The organism is Bacillus mesophilum, from assembly GCF_008923265.1.
Lineage (GTDB): Bacteria > Bacillota > Bacilli > Bacillales > Cytobacillaceae > Cytobacillus > Cytobacillus mesophilum.
Map to the genome: position 1 here is coordinate 684,400 of NZ_WBOT01000003.1, position 15,981 is coordinate 700,380.

A 15,981-nucleotide genomic window follows, 5' to 3' on the forward strand; every position below is an offset into this window, starting at 1 on the left:
AGGCGCTTCTTCTTTTTTCATGATTTGCTCCCTTTTTGTACAAGCTAATAGTAAATCAACATAAAGGGGCTATGATAATGGTTGAAATACCTTCAAAGGTTAAGGGAACACATTTTAATTTATACAAACTAGAGCAGCTGTTAGAGCCAATGGGTTATATGATCGGAGGAAATTGGGATTATGATCATGGCTACTTTGATTATAAAATGGATGCCGAAAACAAAGGATATCATTTTTTGCGCATTCCATTTAAAGCCATTGATGGGCAGCTTGATTCGCGTAATTGCACTGTTGAATGCGGCAATCCCTTTATCCTGTCGCATATCTATCAAATTGGTTTAGATGATCATGCATACACATCAAATTTCACTGCATCATTTGACCAGTTTTCAGAGCCAGTGGATAAAGATGGAATGGTGCCGGATGAATATGTAGCTGCAGGAAAAGCACTTGTACAAGAGCTGGAATCGAATATATTGCCAGATTAATTCATAATTACTATAAGCTGATCTTCACCTGCGACGATAAAAGGATGGGGAGGATTTACAATGGTTTCTTCTCCTCTTTTTATCCCCAATAGTAAAATTCCTTCAGCGATAAACATTTGACTTAAATGTAGAAATGACTGATTAATGATTTCCTCTGATGCAGGCTGAAAGGTTAATTTTCGCTTATCAAGCTGATTCAGCAATCCCAAGAAGGAGTTAACAAGTTCTTGAGAGGTGATGCTGTTGATCATAACAAAGCTTGTTAACAAGTTAGTTTGAATGATTTCATCCGCACCTGCTCTTCTGGCATTCTCAGACTGTTCAGCTGTTAAGATTTCAACAATACATGGAAGTTTGGCATTTAAACCTTTTACAGCCAGAAGTGTCAAAATCGAATTCATGTCTGCATGTAATTCATTTTTATTTTGATCTGCTGTAATAATGACCTTTCGGGCAGAATGGATATTTGCCTTCAATAATACATCGTCACGATTAGCGCGCCCTTGTATGAAGTGGAGATTCTTATGCGGTAAAGGATTATATTCGAGAGTTTCATCAATCAGCGTGACATAATGATTCGATTTACTGCTGCAAATCGTATTTAAAATTTCCCGTGACCGTTCATTCCAACCAATCACAATAATATGGTCAGCTCCTTTATATGCAACTTTCCCTTCTAGAAAATCATTTTGCCTTGTTACAGCTGCAGTTGTTAAAGCAACAAAATAACTCGCCAGAAAACCCGCCCCAGTCATAATTAAAACAACTCCAGTAAAACGGCCAAGAGCAGTTTCAGGCACAAAGTCTCCATATCCGACGGTAGATGCTGTAATGATCGCCCACCAGATTCCATCGGCTAATTTGGGAAAGTTATGAGGTTCAATTAAGTGAACTAACCAGCCAAAAATAAATATAGCTAAGAGTGCAATGGTTAAAATTCGAAGAACAAGCGGTAAGCGGATAAATCTAGACATTAAAAAATGCGGCATAAAATAAAAACACCCCTTGAAGTAGTGTGCTGTACTAATTCCATTATGGACATGTTTTATAGGTTTCATAAGGGGTGTATATGAACGCTCCGAGGTTAAGGGGGCTGGGGAGAAAATGTGAATAATCTATATTTATATTAAATAATCCAGAGCTTTAATTAGCAATTTTATATCTGTTAGAATTTGCTGTTTTACCTCTTTAATTTCACATCTTTTATATTCCCAAGTCATCAAGGACAATTGTTTCGTCAAGATAAGCTGTTCAAATTCTTTCGTCATCATCATGCTCCTTACGATTTGAGATCAATGATTATATACCCAAGTTATCGCAATTTAAAACCACCATATGGTTCCTTTGGCATACTGCTAGGTTAAAGCAGACCATTTGAAATATAAACTTGATTTTGAAATAATGAACAGTATCTCATAAAGAAGGGAATGTGGTTATGAACGTTTTAGTTGTAGGAGCACACGGACAAATTGGACAATTCGTTGTGAAGAAGCTAGCAGAACATCCCAACTTTTCAGTGAAAGCTATGGTTAGAAAAGAAGAGCAGAAAGAAGAGCTGAGCAAGCTGGGGGCAGAACCTGTCCTTGCCAGTCTGCATGGCAGTGTCGAACATATTGCGGACGCAGCAGAAGGCTGTGATGCCATCGTATTTACAGCTGGGTCAGGTGGACAAACAGGCTTTGATCAAACATTGCTCATTGATTTGGATGGAGCAGTGAAAACAATCGAAGCGGCTGAAAAGGCAGGCATTAAACGCTTTATCATGGTGAGTGCACTGCAGGCTCATAATCGCGAGAATTGGAATGAACAAATAAAGCCTTATTATGTTGCGAAGTATTACGCAGATAAACATTTGGAGGCAAGCGGGCTGAACTATACAATTATTCGTCCTGGCGGGCTTACAAATGAAGGGGCCACAGGTAAAATTACAGCTGCGGATAATATTCACGGAGGAATGATTCCACGAGAGGATGTCGCTTCTGTGATTGTGGCAGCGCTGGAAAATGATAAGTTGATTAAGCGTTCTTTTGATTTGATTAGCGGTGTAGATACGATTGAGGCTGCGCTGAATAATATTGGTTAAATGGCAAAACGCAGGTGATCCAATTTAGTATGGATTGCCTGCGTTTTCGTTTGTTTCGTTGTTTATAATGCGTTTGGCGGATAAATTTATATAACGTCGGAGATACGAAAAATATCCAGGTTGAACGCTTTGATTTTTCATCGTTTCGGACTGCTAAAAGGAAAATTAATAAAGAAACAAAAAACAAAGAGAACCATGACAAATAGCTTTGCTCCAGCACCCTTTAATGTCATTGTATATAAAATGCTAAACAAACGAGCCAGTTACATAAGATCCCCCGGAAAAAAGTGAAAAACAGTATTTGTGAAGGATTTTTTTTAGATAGATACCAATAAAGCCTTTAGCCTAAAATAATAGAGCTAACCTATCCTTGATAAATCCCCTCTAAAGAAGTTGCACTTGAAGATAAATGCTTAGCGCTGTCCTTTTCATTATGTATAATTTGATCAATTTCTGACTGAAGCTGAGTATAGGTTTCCAGCAGTGAATTATTATTCTCAGCTGATTCAACGGTCTGATCAATTTGTATGGTAATGTCTTTAATTCCAGCATTCATTTCTTCCATCGAAGCATAAATGGTGTTTACTTCATCTGCCAGCAGCCTAATCGATAGGGCGATGCCATCCACTTCACTGTCTGCTTCCTTAAAGGACTTTTGGCCATCCAGAACATGTTCTTTCCCATTTAAAATGAGAGCAACTGCCTTTTCAACATCCTCAGTAAATGAATCTATAATTTCCTTAATATCGTTTGCTGCTTTCAGAGATTCATCCGCAAGCTTGCGCACCTCTGAGGCAACGACGGCAAATCCCTTTCCGTGCTCTCCGGCACGTGCGGCTTCAATCGTAGCATTTAAAGCCAGCAAATTGGTTTGCCCGCTAATGCCAGTAATAATAGAAATGATATTACCGATTTCTATTCCTTTTTCTTTTAAATGCTCAATAGACTGAACAGATTCTTCTGAGTTTTGCTGAACATATGTAAACTTTTGATCTACTAATGTGAGCATCTGTTTCACATGATCAGAAATGCCTGAAGCCTCAGCAGTTTTTTCATTAATGGTATGTGTAGCACTTGTGACCCCGTCAATAGATGAAGCCAATTCAGTTAAGGTTGCATGTGATTCTTCTATAGAAGTAACGATTCTCTTATTTTCATCTTCTACATTTCGAAGCAGCTGCTTTTGCTTTTCAGTTGATTGAGAAACATTTGATAAGGATTGAAATAGGTAATTGCTTTGTTTACTCACCGCAGCAGACTGTTGATTAGCAGTTTGAATATATTGTTCCAGACTTTGTGACAAATTGTTTATGTTATGTGCAATTTGGCTGAATTCATCATTCAACTGAAAATCCAATGAACTAAAGTCTCCGCGCTGTATATCTTCAAGCTTCTTATTGATAAGAGTTATTTTTTTTAGGATAAAAAAGCGTGTAAATAAGATAATTAAAATTGGGCTGATGAGAATATTAATGATAAAGGTGACAGCTGTTTTGACACCTGCACTCAATACTCCTAAATCTGCAATAACTTGGTTTAAAAAACCTGAAATCGGTGATGAGATCAGACTAGAAATCACAATGGCGATGACGAGAATGACTTTGATGCTAATAAAGCGGCTTGTTGTGGTATTTTGTGACATTTTACATAGTCCTTTCGTATGAGAGATGGTTGTCTATACCCTGTTTTATTACAAATAAACTCATACTAAGAAAGAATATTTAATTTAAAAAAAGCTTGCCTTGAGTGGCAAGCTTTTTAAAATATTGGGTCAATATTGGTAATTATCCATCTATTTTTGATTTTTTCGAATGTAAAGGTAAGTTGAAAGTCATCTGGTGAAAACATAACATTGTTTTGAATTTGTAGAATTTGGTATTTTTTATCATTAATTTTTTTTATGTCATATGGGTTCTCAAATGAAAAATGAAAAGGGTAATTGGTTGGTAACATATATAAACCGTCATCCTTTTCTTCTAAACGAAAGCTAAAGCACTGATCAATAACCTCTAGCGTTGCTAGGTGTGTAAAGTAGCTATAATATTCTTCTCTTGTTTCTATATCTGGATATTTAAATCCAAATTCATAATTAGAATTTACAGTTTTATCAATTTCTTCCATTTCAACCGTAAAGTTATTGATTATATCGGCCAATTCCTCCTTCGTCGGCTCCACAACCACAGGTTCATCTTGTTTTTGATCGTCATTTATTTCCTGATCTGTCTCTGTGTCTGTTTGTTCTTTGTCAGGATCGGAATCTGGTTCCTCTTCCTCTTCCACAGTATCATCAGGGAGTTTTTCTTCCGTTTCCTCTTCTGTCTCGTTGTCGTTCTCTTTAACATCTTCCTCAATCGGAGTAATGATCTCTGTTTCTTCAGGAGGCTTGTCAGCATTAGGTTCTTCCAATAGTCCATTTGAGATAATATAGTACATGCCAATGGCGAAGGCTGTCACGGCTGCAAAGCTGAGGGCTGCAGGTACCGTTTTGTTTTTTACTTTTTTCTTTTGTCTGGACATGGATGGTCTTTGACTGATTTCTGCTAACACGTTTCTCTTCATTTCTTCGGTAAAGACCAGGCCCTGCATCTCACCCTTTAACAGATCTTCTTTCGTCTTCATCAGTTTGTTGTCCATCTTCTGCACCCCTTTCTGTCATTGCATTTTTTAATAATTGTTTGGCCCGCGTCATTCTTGATTTTACTGTGCTGAGATTGATCTGGCAGACTTCACTAATTTCTTTTAACTGGAGTTCCTGGAAATAGTATAAAAATATAATTTCACGGTATTTTGGCGGCAGTGTCAGTATTTCATTAAATAGCTGCTCACTTTCGCTTTTATGAATCATTTTGGATTCTGGACTTGCTTGGTGGCTGGTAAACCATTTGCTGATATGCTGACTGACATGAACTTTTCGATAGTTCCAGCTCTTAACATGATCTTTGCAATGGTTGATTGCAATTCGGTACAACCATGTATGCATGCTCGAATTTCCTTCAAAGGTATCGAGCTTTTCATAACATTTAATAAATATTTCTTGAGTCAGGTCTTCAGCAGTTTGCTTGTTGCGGACAAATGAATAGGCAAGCTGCAAAATGGATGTGCCATGGCGGTCCATTAAATCTGTAATTACGTCATGACTTTGCAAGTGGAATTCACCTCTTTTTTTACTTTTATACATTAGACGACGTTCCATTATAATAAGTTTATTTTTAAAATAATTTCCAAATAGTGTAATTGTATCTTTCTGACAGCTTCTATAGTATGATGTGTACAAAAGAAATTTTCTGGGAGTGGAAAAAGTGAAGTTTTTTAAAATCCTTATTGTTGTGCTAGTAGTTATAGGAGGACTTGGTTTTGCTATTTACTATTTTGGCACAAACATGGCTGCTGAGAAAGTAATGGAAACTATTTCTACTGAGCTGGAGAATAGTGGGGAATTGGAAAATATTAAGTCTGCGATTGAAAGTGACCCGGAATTGATGGCTTTTGTTGCTGAAGCTGAGGCAGCAGACCCAGAAAGCCTGCCTTTTACTACTAAGGAAGAAGCGACAAGAGTGCTGATCCAAAAGGTTGGTTTAACAGAATTAAATGATTTGCGGGTTCAGGCTCAAGAAGGCACTGTATCAAAAGAGCAAGTCATCTCACAAATGGAAGCCAGTTTGACTGAGGAAGAAATCCTCGCTTTAAAAGTTGTTGCATATAAAGAATTATATGGTCAGTAAAAGGGATCACGTGTTGTGATCCCTTTTTATAATGGAAAGTTATTAGTATGACAGAAAATATTGAATGAACTCTTAAAAAGCACTATTGTCCAGTCTACTTTGCCGAATCTATTTCATTTGCAGAAAGTGCAGCAGCCAAGTCTGATCTTATCACGACTTCTTCAAACGAAAGTCCAAGCTGAACAGTTGTTTGGGCAACTTCAGGCCTTAAACCTGATAAAGTAGTTTGTACACCAATCATTTTTAAGGCACTGATCAACTGGAAAATCTGATGTGCAACCATCGTATCAATCATGACCACACCTGAAAGGTCGATATAAAGGTGATTAATCCCCTTGTTCGAACATTCATTTAGAGAATGCTCAAGTATAAATTTTGCACGCGTTGTATCAATATCGCCAACAAGAGGAAGCAGTGCTGCTCCTTTATTAATCGTAATGATTGGAGAGCTAAGCTCAATGATGATTTCTTGCTGTGCCAGCAGCTTCTTTTCAGAATAGACCTGATTTTCCTGCACAAATCTAAGAACAACTTCTTTAAAGGCTCGAATGATGATGCGTTGCCAAAGCTGAACCTTCTCATGTGAATATTGCCCCTTATGAATAGAAGCAAATTCATCGATATAGCAAAGGTATTGTTCCTGTACGTGTAAAAACTCCCGCAGTATGTATTGTAAAGGGGTATTGAGGTGTTGTTCATCTTGAGCAATATGAATAATCCAGTCTTGAAACTCCTGCAAGAATTGTTCTTCTTCCTGAACAAAAATTTTGCATAAATGTAAATGAAAATCGTAATTTTGCTGCTTCAATTTTTGAATTTCCTCAGGATTGCTTGAAGAATATACTCCTTTTGGATCACTTTTATCAAGTGATTCATACCATTCTTCGGTTAAATTTTTTGCCTTTTCTATTAGAAATGTATGAAGCTCTTGATTCCGATGCAATCGTATCCCCCCTGATTTAAATTAATATTAATAAATAGTTTAACTGAAATATGTAGAAAAGTCTTGTAAAGACAAACTGCTACTCCTTGACCATATGCTTTGGAAAGCAGAATGAAGGCAAAAAGGACTAGTACAATCAAACGTTTGCAGGTAAAAATGCTTATTAGGTGATGTCATACACTTAATCCAATATTAAACATGGCAAAAACAGTTATTACAATCATGACAACATTAGGAGTGACAAAATGCGTTTTTCTTTGAATTGAAACCGCTTTACATTGAACGTATTATAAAAGTAGAAAGTCATACAATAACTTTTAAAGATAAAAACAGAGAAAGGGGAAAATTACATGTCAAATACAACACAGGCTGAAAAATCTGGTTTTCGTGTAAAACTTCAGAGATTTGGAAGCAGCTTAAGCGGCATGATTATGCCAAACATCGGTGCATTTATTGCTTGGGGTATTATTACTGCATTATTCATTCCAGACGGCTGGTTTCCAAACGAAGATCTAGCTCTGCTAGTTGGTCCGATGATCAACTATCTATTGCCAATCCTAATTGGTTTCACAGGCGGTAAAATGATTTATGGAGGAGATCGCGGAGGTATCGTTGGTGCGGTAGCAACAATGGGTGTTATTGCCGGGTCCGACATTCCGATGTTCCTTGGTGCAATGATCGTTGGTCCTATAGCGGGCTGGGCGATTAAGAAGGTTGACGGATTTCTGCAGCCAAGAATTCCTCAAGGTTTTGAAATGCTTATCAACAACTTCTCTGCAGGTATACTTGCGGCACTTTTAGCCATTGGGGCTTTACTGGGTGTCGGTCCATTAGTTGAAGGATTAACAGATATCCTATCAGCTGGTGTTGAAGCAATTATTAATGCTGGTTTACTTCCATTAGTAAACATCCTGATTGAACCAGCAAAAATTCTTTTCTTAAATAATGCCATTAACCATGGTATCTTATCTCCACTTGGAGCAGAGCAAGCAGCAGAAGCTGGAAAATCAATTCTGTTCCTTATTGAAACAAACCCTGGACCAGGTCTTGGAATCTTACTTGCATTTATGTTCTTTGGAAAAGGTTCTGCGAAGCAAACATCACCAGGAGCAGCGATTATCCATTTCTTCGGAGGAATTCATGAGATCTATTTCCCGTACATCTTAATGAAACCAACGTTAATTCTTGCAGCAATCGCTGGTGGTGTAAGTGGTATGTTCACATTCAGCTTATTGAATGTTGGGTTAGTAGCACCTCCTTCACCAGGAAGCATCTTTGCTTTAATCGCAATGACACCAAAAGGCGGAAATCACTTAGGTGTTATTCTAGGGGTTCTTGTAGCAACAGCTGTTTCGTTTGCAATAGCTTCTCTAATCTTAAAAACAAGTAAGAAAAACGAAGAAGAAGATATTTCAGAAGCAGCAGCAAAAATGCAAGAAATGAAAGGGAAAAAGAGCTCTGTAGCAGGCAACTTTGAATCAAAAGCTCCTGTAGCTGAAGGCTTCAATCCTGAAAATGTTAACAAAATTATCTTTGCCTGTGACGCAGGAATGGGATCCAGTGCTATGGGTGCATCCATTCTTAAGAATAAAGCGAAAAAGGCTGGCTTGGATATCGATATTACAAACACAGCAATTAACAATCTTCCAGCAGATGCAGACGTGGTTATTACACATAAAGATTTAACACCACGTGCCAAAGACAAACTGCCGACTGCACATCATATTTCGGTTGAAAACTTCTTAAATAGCCCTAAATATGATGAATTGATTGAAAAGCTGAAGTAAATAAAAAAAGGCTGGTTCCTTTGTGAACCAGTCTTATTTATAGTTTTTCAATTAAAATGTTCCAGCAGAATATGATTAGGGTTTTCTTTAAATAAATTAGGATAATTAAATACTGGCAACAACTTTCATGACGAAAATACATTATTCTTTTGTTGAGAGTATCATTTCTTATTATTAAAATGAAAGAATAGGATGCTGTATTTCATATTTGTCATAAACTTTGCTCATAATATGTCATGGTGAATGCCAATGCTGTGGAGTGATGTGAATGTACATATCAGCGAGGGAAAGAAAAATACTTGAATTATTGCTATTACAGCCGGGAGAAACAACGGTAAAGGAAATAGCAAAAGAATTAGAGGTAAGTTCTCGGACGATTCATCGCGACTTAAAAGGAGTCGAAGAGATTTTAAAGGAGTACGGATTAGAACTTAACAAAAAATCAGGCATAGGCATAGCTGTTAACGGTGAAGAAGAAAAAAAGGAGATGCTTCGTCTCTTTCTATTCAATCTTTCTCATAATGAATATACGCCTGAGGAACGGCAGACTATGATTTTATCTGCTCTTTTGGATGCAGCGGAGCCAGTTAAATTAGTTTCGCTGGCCAATGATTTAAATGTCACAATTGCAACTGTCAGTAATGATCTTAATAAGGTAGAAGAGCGTCTTACCCCTTTTGACTTAACATTGCTAAGAAAGCGTGGCTACGGTGTTGAATTGATTGGCACAGAGAGTTCTAAAAGAAAGGCTATGAGTAAGATCATCATAGAAAATATTGATGAATTTGAGTTCCTTTCTTTAATAAAAGAAAATATTCAAAAACGCTCAGCACAAGTGGTTGATACGGTAACAGACCGATTACTTGGATTAGTTGATAAGACAAAGCTGCTAATTATAGAAAAACAAATAGAAGATATTAAAGAGGATCTTCCTTATGCTATTGCCGATAGTGCATATATCGGATTAGTCGTTCATCTGGCATTGGCGATCGAACGAATTCAGCAGGGAGAGGAAATTAATTTTGAAGAAGACTATCTGAACAGTTTAAAAGGCACGCGAGAATACAAGGCTGCCGAAAAAATTGTTTTAGGTTTGGAAGAAGTATTTAAAATAAACATTTCCCAAGGTGAAATCGGGTATATTACAATGCACCTGATGGGAGCTAAATTGAGGAATGATCATGATGACTTGCTTGGAGAAACAAGTTTGCATGCAGGGGTCCTTGCACAGAATTTAATGACATTTGTCAGCCGTAAGCTTGATATCGATTTAACGACGAATAATTCCCTGTTCCAGGGACTTGTTGCGCATTTAAGACCCGCCCTGCATAGAATCAAACAAAATATGGGTATTTCTAATCCTTTATTGGAAAGAATAGAGCAAGATTATAAGGAACTGTTTATTATTTTGCAGCATGGTATGGCAAATGTCCTTCCAGAATTGAAGGTACCCAGAGAAGAGATTGGATATCTAGTCATGCATTTTGCCTCAGCTTTGCTGAATAGTGAAGAAACTAGTCCCAAGAAAGCTCTTGTTATTTGCTCCAGCGGGATTGGCACTTCCAAAATCCTATCAACAAAACTGGAACAGGAGCTCCCTGGCTTGTCTACAATTAATGCATCTATTTTTGATCTGGATCAACTGGATATACATGGTTTCGATGCTGTAATCTCTACTATTCCATTAAAAAACTTTAATCGGGACTACCTGCTTGTCAGTCCCCTTTTAACAGTTAGTGATATTGAAAAAATTAAACAATTCTTTACCCTTCATCAAGAAGCTGGACATCAAGTAAAGCAATCAATTCGCTTGAAACAAAGACAATCTTATGATGACTTCCGCATCCGAATTTCAAAGATTAAACGAAGTGCAGCCGCAATCGAATTGCTCTTAGAGCGTTTTTCTCTATCTTTTATTGATGAAGATCAATTGATTCCAAGCATTCTTAATAAAATATGCACTGAATTATATCAGCAAGGTGTGATTACAGACTCTAAAAAAGTCACTGAGGATTTGCTGAAAAGAGAAGAATTAGGCGGACTTGGAATTCCAGAAACCAAGCTTGCGCTTTATCATACCAGAAGTGAATTTGTAAAAAGTCCATGTTTTATGGTGCGGAGGGTAAAAAAGCCACTCTCTATGAAAGGGATGGATGGTTCTGACATGAAGGCTGATACCATTTTACTTTTGCTTTCGCCATTGGATGAATCAGAAGAAGGATTAGAACTGCTGAGTGCGATCAGTTCGTTAATCATTAGAGATGAACATTCTATTTCAGTGTTTCAAACAGGAGGCAGTCTAGATATTGCTAATTTACTGGCAGATGAACTGCAGCTTGTTTTTGAAAATAAATATAGCCAAGTATAGAAATTTTTAAAGGAGTGTCAAACATGACAAACATTTTAACTGCAGACAATATCATTTTAAACCAAGCATTTACGAATAAAGAAGAAGCGATTAAATTTACAGGGCAAATTCTAGTAGACAAAGGATATGTCGATCATGAGTATGTTGGAAAAATGCTTGAGAGAGAAGAGCTTTCTTCTACATTTATGGGGAATTTTGTTGCAATCCCACATGGTACAGACGATGCGAAAAAATCTGTCAATACTTCTGGTTTAGCCATTGTACAGGTTCCGGACGGTGTGGATTTCGGCGGCGGTAACATTGTGAAAGTATTAATTGGAATTGCCGGAAAAGATGGAGCACATCTTGAAATCCTTTCACAAATTGCCATTGTATGTTCTGAAGAAGAAAACGTAGAAAAAATTGTTAAAGCTACATCTGCTGAAGAGATTCTATCCTTATTTGATGAGGTGAACTAATATGTTAGCCGTACATTTTGGCGGAGGAAATATTGGACGCGGCTTTATTGGAAAGCTTTTAGCTGATGCAGGCTATGAAGTCGTTTTCGTTGATGTTAATGATGAAATAGTGGACCTTTTAAATGAAAAAAGAGAATACAAAGTGGTACTCGCTGCTGATCAAAGCGAAGAAACGATTGTAAAAAATGTGAGAGCGATCAATAGCAAAACAAACAGTGATGAGGTTATTTCAACAATCGCGAAGGCGGACCTAGTGACAACGGCAGTTGGACCTACTGTGCTTGGGATTATTGCAAATTTAATTCGTGATGGATTAAAGATGAGAGCAGAAGCAGGCTCTAATCCATTAAACATTATTGCTTGTGAGAATATGATTGGCGGCAGCAGCTTCTTAAAAGAGAAGGTATATGAATCACTCAATGCAGATCAAGCTGGAAAATTTGATCAATTGTTTGCTTTCCCTAATGCGGCTGTTGACCGTATTGTCCCTATTCAAACAAATGAAGATAAACTAATGGTGCTTGTTGAACCATTTTACGAGTGGGCTGTAGATCAATCGATGATGATCGGAGAGGTTCCTGCTATCGAAGGTGTTACCTTTGTCGATGATTTAAGTCCATATATCGAACGCAAATTGTTTACGGTGAATACAGGTCATGCGGCGGCAGCATATTTAGGATATGAGGCTGGTCTAAAAACAATTAAAGATGCAATGGAAGACGACCATGTACTTGAAGCAGTAAGAAACACGCTTCATGAAACGGGTGGGGTATTAGTAGAAAAGTACGGATTTAATTCTGAAGAACACCAGCAATATATCAATAAAATTGTGGGCAGATTTAAGAATCCGCATATTAATGATGATATTACTCGTGTGGCAAGAGGTCCGCTACGCAAGCTAGGGCGAAATGACAGACTTGTGAGCCCTGCTGTTCAGTATATTCAATACTTAGAAAAGAATCCTGAAAACTTAGCGAAAGTAATCGCTGCTGCCCTAAAGTATGATGTTCAGGAAGATCCAGAAGCAGTGGAGCTTCAGGAAAAGATCAAAGCAAATGGTTATGAAGAAACAATGGTTCAAGTATGTGGTCTATCACAGGATCATCCATTAGTAGAGCTAGTATTAAAAAACCTAAAGTGAAAAAGAGATAATGATAATTTGTAAATTAATAAAAAGCCGCTTTAAAGCTGAATCCATAAAGCTTTGAAACGGCTTTTTCTTTTGGGGAAAGGTTATATTAAAATGGCAGGTTTTCATTACGCTGTTTAATAGAAAAAGGCAAAATGCCTTCCTAATTACCCTGTCTGTTTTCACATGATTTTCATATTATAGAAGTAAAGGAGGATTTTGAATGACATTTATAGCAGAAATTGCTCCGTATGCCAAGAGAGTACAAGAGGAATCCAATATCTTAGCTTCTTTGTTAATTTCCCAGGCTATTTTGGAATCCGCATGGGGAAAGAGTAAGCTTGCACAAGAAGGGAAGAACTTATTCGGCATTAAGGGATCATACAATGGCCAGTCTGTGGAAATGCCGACTTGGGAAGTAGTCAAAGGGAAAAAGGTAGAAATACTGGCTGCATTCAGAAAGTATCCAAGCTGGTATGAGTCGTTTCAAGATCTGGCCAATCTCTTTTTAAAAGGAGTATCCTGGGATCGACATAAATATAAACTCATTATTGGGGAGAGTAATTATCGTACTGCTGCCAACGCTGTTCAATCTGCAGGTTATGCTACAGATCCTGACTATGCACAAAAGCTGATTACCATTATCGAATCTCATAACCTTACCCAATATGACCTTGCCATTTTTCCTTCAAAGGTTCAGACGCCAGGTTCACAATCTCAGAAATATTATAAAGTTGTACAAGCTATCCCCGGTTACTTTACAGCTGATAATGCCAAATCACGTACAAGTCAAAGGACGGTCATCAAGGAAGGCACATATATTATTTTTAACGAAAGCCAGGGGATGATTAATATTACTGCGACAAAAGGAGTACCAGGTTCCTGGATTAATCCCAATCATCATGCATCTGTAGACAACAAGGCTATTTATCATCTTGTTGCAGCAGGTGAAACACTTTCAGAACTTGCTGTAAAATATGGAACTTCTATTCAGGCTATTAGTGCTTTGAATACGCTGAAAAACGTGAATACCATTTATATAGGGCAAAAATTAAGAATAAAATAATCGCTGAACTGATCTTACTCGACTTAAAAGCTTTGCCTTACAAAAAACAGGGCATATTCTTATGTTTTCTTGAATATATAACGTGTTTTAATCTTACGGAGCTTATCACTTTAGATGAGTTCCTTTTATTTCGGAATGATGAACGAGAATCACCTGTCCGGTCTGGTGGTCCAGCAGTTCCCAGTATCCAGATTGATATTTAAAGAGTACCTCATATTTCTCTCCATTGTATTCAACATGTTCAATAGTCATATTGAAGATTTCCTCCACTTTTATAGGTCTTTCTATTCATTTTATATTCCTGCAAAAAAATAAGCAGAGGCCGTTTAAGTCGAATTTTTATGAAAAACAGCAACTTATGACGAAAATACTCGGTTTTTCTATAAAATTATAACTTTAGGAATATATATGAAGGTATTAAATGATTCAGAAGGTTTGTTTTCCCGGGACATACACACCCATTTCATTGCTACAATATACTGCTTCTGTTAAGACAAATAAATAGGGGTGTGTCTATGTTTTTTCATAAAAAAGAACTGCAATATCATGCAAAGCCGGAAAGACCCGATCCGATTTTTGCTCGTCAGCTGCAAGAAGTGCTAGGCGGTCAATGGGGTGAAATCTCTGTAGCCATGCAATATTTATTTCAGGGCTGGAATGTTAGAGGAAATGGAAAATATAAAGACTTATTGATGGACACTGGCGCAGAAGAACTGGCGCATATTGAAATGCTTGCAACAATGATCGCACGCCTTCTGGACGGAGCACCTGTTGGCGATTTAGAAACAGCTGCAAAAGATCCGGTAATTGGTGCTATTTTAGGCGGTATGAACCCGCAGCATGCCATCGTTTCTGGATTGGGTGCGATGCCTGCAGATTCTATGGGTAACCGCTGGACAGCAAATTATATTATTGCCAGCGGTAACCTGCTGGCTGATTTTAGAATGAATTTAACAGCAGAGTCACAGGGACGTCTGCAGGTTTCAAGACTTTATGCTGCTACGAATGACCGCGGTGTTAAAGATATGCTTTCCTGGTTAATTGCTCGTGATACAATGCACCAAAATCAATGGCTTGCTGCTATTAAAGAATTGGAAGCAAAAGAAAATGTTGTCGTACCTAGTACATTCCCGCGTGAATTAGAAAAGCAGGAAGTTGCTTATACATTATTTAATTTTTCAGAAGGAAATGAAAGTGCAACAGGACGTTGGGCACAAGGTAAGAGCATGGATGGACTTGGAACATTTAACTATGTAGAAAACCCGGTCCCTCTTGCGAATAAACCGAAGTTAAAGCCTGCTCCAGAATATATTTTTGACACACCTCTGGCGGTTGTAAAAGGAAGAGATGAACAGATTCCACCAAATTTAATCTAATATAAGAGATGACCGCCTAATTGCAGATGGATGGCGGTTTTTTTGTATATGTATTATGCGGAGTTCAGATGAGAACCTTGGTGTGAGGGAATATTCTGACAGTTAGTAAAGTGAGTAAAAAAATATGTTTTTGTGAATATATGTGCTAAATTATAAACGTACATAGAAAACACTTCGGGGCAAGGTGGAAATCCTTACCGGCGGTGATCGAGCGTGCATGCCTCGTTAGTCCGTGACCCGGATTCCTTTGGATTCGGTGGAGCTGGTGTAAATCCGGCACCGACAGTGAAAGTCTGGATGGGAGAAGTTGTCTTTTATATGTACAATGCTCAGGTGAAATCTGCCCTCTTTTAGAGAAGCTTGTCTTTTCCGAATGGATATAAGATCAAGTTTTTATTTGCTATATGTTATTTGCAGAGGCTGGCCAAGAGACTATGGGAATTAGTTAAACAACTTTCTAAGTGTTTTTTTCAGTTGTTTCTATTTGCTGATCAGTTTATCTTTTGCAGAAGAAAAGGATGTGTCATTCTTCCTGCAAAAGTTTTCTTCAGTATGTCCCTT

Annotated in this window: 15 protein-coding genes, 2 pseudogenes and 1 riboswitch; of the genes and pseudogenes, 9 read left to right on the plus strand and 8 right to left on the minus strand. The window is 37.7% G+C overall.

What is annotated here, in order from left to right:
* Positions 1-77 precede the first annotated feature (77 nt).
* Positions 78-488, plus strand: a complete 411-nt coding sequence (locus F7732_RS13030; RefSeq protein WP_151574455.1) for a YugN-like family protein — start codon at positions 78-80, stop codon at positions 486-488.
* Here F7732_RS13030 and F7732_RS13035 read toward each other — a convergent pair.
* Complete coding sequence (locus F7732_RS13035) at positions 485-1,477, minus strand: potassium channel family protein (RefSeq protein ID WP_151574456.1); 993 nt, start codon at positions 1,475-1,477, stop codon at positions 485-487. The two genes, F7732_RS13030 and F7732_RS13035, sit on opposite strands and share 4 nt — an antisense overlap.
* A gap of 132 nt (positions 1,478-1,609) precedes the next feature.
* Positions 1,610-1,756 (minus strand): hypothetical protein, encoded by a 147-nt coding sequence (locus F7732_RS22665; RefSeq protein WP_156495704.1) that lies wholly within the window; start codon positions 1,754-1,756, stop codon positions 1,610-1,612.
* 167 nt (positions 1,757-1,923) lie between these two features.
* Here F7732_RS22665 and F7732_RS13040 point away from each other — a divergent pair, with 167 nt between their 5' ends.
* On the plus strand, positions 1,924-2,571 hold the full coding sequence (locus F7732_RS13040; RefSeq protein ID WP_151574457.1) for an SDR family oxidoreductase: 648 nt from the start codon (positions 1,924-1,926) through the stop codon (positions 2,569-2,571).
* 164 nt (positions 2,572-2,735) lie between these two features.
* On the opposite strand, the pseudogene F7732_RS13045 reads toward F7732_RS13040, so the two are convergent.
* The 4 genes and pseudogenes from F7732_RS13045 to F7732_RS13060 all read right to left on the minus strand — a co-directional run.
* Positions 2,736-2,857 (minus strand): annotated as a pseudogene (locus tag F7732_RS13045) (formate/nitrite transporter family protein); the annotation flags it as partial.
* Positions 2,858-2,935: 78 nt separating this feature from the next.
* A pseudogene (locus tag F7732_RS23470) lies at positions 2,936-3,487 on the minus strand (methyl-accepting chemotaxis protein); the annotation flags it as partial.
* An 842-nt stretch (positions 3,488-4,329) separates the two neighbouring features.
* Positions 4,330-5,205 carry a hypothetical protein gene (locus tag F7732_RS13055; protein ID WP_151574459.1) on the minus strand — a complete coding sequence of 292 codons (876 nt, stop codon included), beginning with the start codon at positions 5,203-5,205 and terminating at the stop codon, positions 4,330-4,332.
* Positions 5,159-5,716 (minus strand): sigma-70 family RNA polymerase sigma factor, encoded by a 558-nt coding sequence (locus tag F7732_RS13060; protein ID WP_151574460.1) that lies wholly within the window; start codon positions 5,714-5,716, stop codon positions 5,159-5,161. The genes F7732_RS13055 and F7732_RS13060 overlap by 47 nt, the downstream gene beginning before the upstream one ends.
* A 154-nt stretch (positions 5,717-5,870) precedes the next feature.
* On the opposite strand from F7732_RS13060, the gene F7732_RS13065 reads away from it, so the two are divergent.
* A complete protein-coding gene (locus F7732_RS13065; RefSeq protein WP_066442852.1) occupies positions 5,871-6,293 on the plus strand; it encodes a hypothetical protein in 423 nt (140 codons plus the stop codon).
* A gap of 94 nt (positions 6,294-6,387) precedes the next feature.
* Here F7732_RS13065 and F7732_RS13070 read toward each other — a convergent pair whose 3' ends face one another.
* Positions 6,388-7,236 carry an STAS domain-containing protein gene (locus F7732_RS13070; RefSeq protein ID WP_151574461.1) on the minus strand — a complete coding sequence of 283 codons (849 nt, stop codon included), beginning with the start codon at positions 7,234-7,236 and terminating at the stop codon, positions 6,388-6,390.
* A 350-nt stretch (positions 7,237-7,586) separates the two neighbouring features.
* Here F7732_RS13070 and F7732_RS13075 point away from each other — a divergent pair, with 350 nt between their 5' ends.
* From F7732_RS13075 to F7732_RS13095, 5 genes are all read left to right on the plus strand, one after another.
* Positions 7,587-9,023, plus strand: coding sequence for a PTS mannitol transporter subunit IIBC (locus tag F7732_RS13075; protein ID WP_151574462.1), 1,437 nt, complete (start codon positions 7,587-7,589; stop codon positions 9,021-9,023).
* A gap of 268 nt (positions 9,024-9,291) precedes the next feature.
* Positions 9,292-11,391 carry a BglG family transcription antiterminator gene (locus F7732_RS13080; protein ID WP_151574463.1) on the plus strand — a complete coding sequence of 700 codons (2,100 nt, stop codon included), beginning with the start codon at positions 9,292-9,294 and terminating at the stop codon, positions 11,389-11,391.
* 23 nt (positions 11,392-11,414) lie between these two features.
* The gene (locus tag F7732_RS13085; protein WP_151574464.1) at positions 11,415-11,849 is read left to right on the plus strand and encodes a PTS mannitol transporter subunit IIA; all 435 of its coding nucleotides are present in this window, start codon (positions 11,415-11,417) and stop codon (positions 11,847-11,849) included.
* 1 nt (position 11,850) lies between these two features.
* Positions 11,851-12,990, plus strand: a complete 1,140-nt coding sequence (locus F7732_RS13090; RefSeq protein WP_151574465.1) for a mannitol-1-phosphate 5-dehydrogenase — start codon at positions 11,851-11,853, stop codon at positions 12,988-12,990.
* A gap of 211 nt (positions 12,991-13,201) precedes the next feature.
* Positions 13,202-14,044: a glucosaminidase domain-containing protein gene (locus tag F7732_RS13095; RefSeq protein ID WP_151574466.1), complete on the plus strand. Its 843-nt coding sequence runs from the start codon at positions 13,202-13,204 to the stop codon at positions 14,042-14,044.
* 105 nt (positions 14,045-14,149) lie between these two features.
* Here F7732_RS13095 and F7732_RS22670 read toward each other — a convergent pair whose 3' ends face one another.
* The gene (locus F7732_RS22670) at positions 14,150-14,296 is read right to left on the minus strand and encodes a hypothetical protein (RefSeq protein WP_161598882.1); all 147 of its coding nucleotides are present in this window, start codon (positions 14,294-14,296) and stop codon (positions 14,150-14,152) included.
* 263 nt (positions 14,297-14,559) lie between these two features.
* On the opposite strand from F7732_RS22670, the gene F7732_RS13100 reads away from it, so the two are divergent.
* Positions 14,560-15,420, plus strand: a complete 861-nt coding sequence (locus F7732_RS13100; protein WP_151574467.1) for a manganese catalase — start codon at positions 14,560-14,562, stop codon at positions 15,418-15,420.
* A gap of 166 nt (positions 15,421-15,586) precedes the next feature.
* A riboswitch (FMN riboswitch) is annotated at positions 15,587-15,733 on the plus strand.
* Positions 15,734-15,981: the final 248 nt, after the last annotated feature.

Bases quoted from the DNA above. Each gene is read 5' to 3' on its own strand.
- F7732_RS13090 (WP_151574465.1), top strand. From the start codon at position 11,851: ATGTTAGCCGTACATTTTGGCGGAGGAAATATTGGACGCGGCTTTATT.
- F7732_RS22665 (WP_156495704.1), bottom strand. From the start codon at position 1,756: ATGACGAAAGAATTTGAACAGCTTATCTTGACGAAACAATTGTCCTTG.
- F7732_RS13095 (WP_151574466.1), top strand. From the start codon at position 13,202: ATGACATTTATAGCAGAAATTGCTCCGTATGCCAAGAGAGTACAAGAG.
- F7732_RS13040 (WP_151574457.1), top strand. From the start codon at position 1,924: ATGAACGTTTTAGTTGTAGGAGCACACGGACAAATTGGACAATTCGTT.
- F7732_RS22670 (WP_161598882.1), bottom strand. From the start codon at position 14,296: ATGACTATTGAACATGTTGAATACAATGGAGAGAAATATGAGGTACTC.
- F7732_RS13035 (WP_151574456.1), bottom strand. From the start codon at position 1,477: ATGCCGCATTTTTTAATGTCTAGATTTATCCGCTTACCGCTTGTTCTT.
- F7732_RS13075 (WP_151574462.1), top strand. From the start codon at position 7,587: ATGTCAAATACAACACAGGCTGAAAAATCTGGTTTTCGTGTAAAACTT.
- F7732_RS13080 (WP_151574463.1), top strand. From the start codon at position 9,292: ATGTACATATCAGCGAGGGAAAGAAAAATACTTGAATTATTGCTATTA.
- F7732_RS13055 (WP_151574459.1), bottom strand. From the start codon at position 5,205: ATGGACAACAAACTGATGAAGACGAAAGAAGATCTGTTAAAGGGTGAG.
- F7732_RS13100 (WP_151574467.1), top strand. From the start codon at position 14,560: ATGTTTTTTCATAAAAAAGAACTGCAATATCATGCAAAGCCGGAAAGA.
- F7732_RS13030 (WP_151574455.1), top strand. From the start codon at position 78: ATGGTTGAAATACCTTCAAAGGTTAAGGGAACACATTTTAATTTATAC.
- F7732_RS13085 (WP_151574464.1), top strand. From the start codon at position 11,415: ATGACAAACATTTTAACTGCAGACAATATCATTTTAAACCAAGCATTT.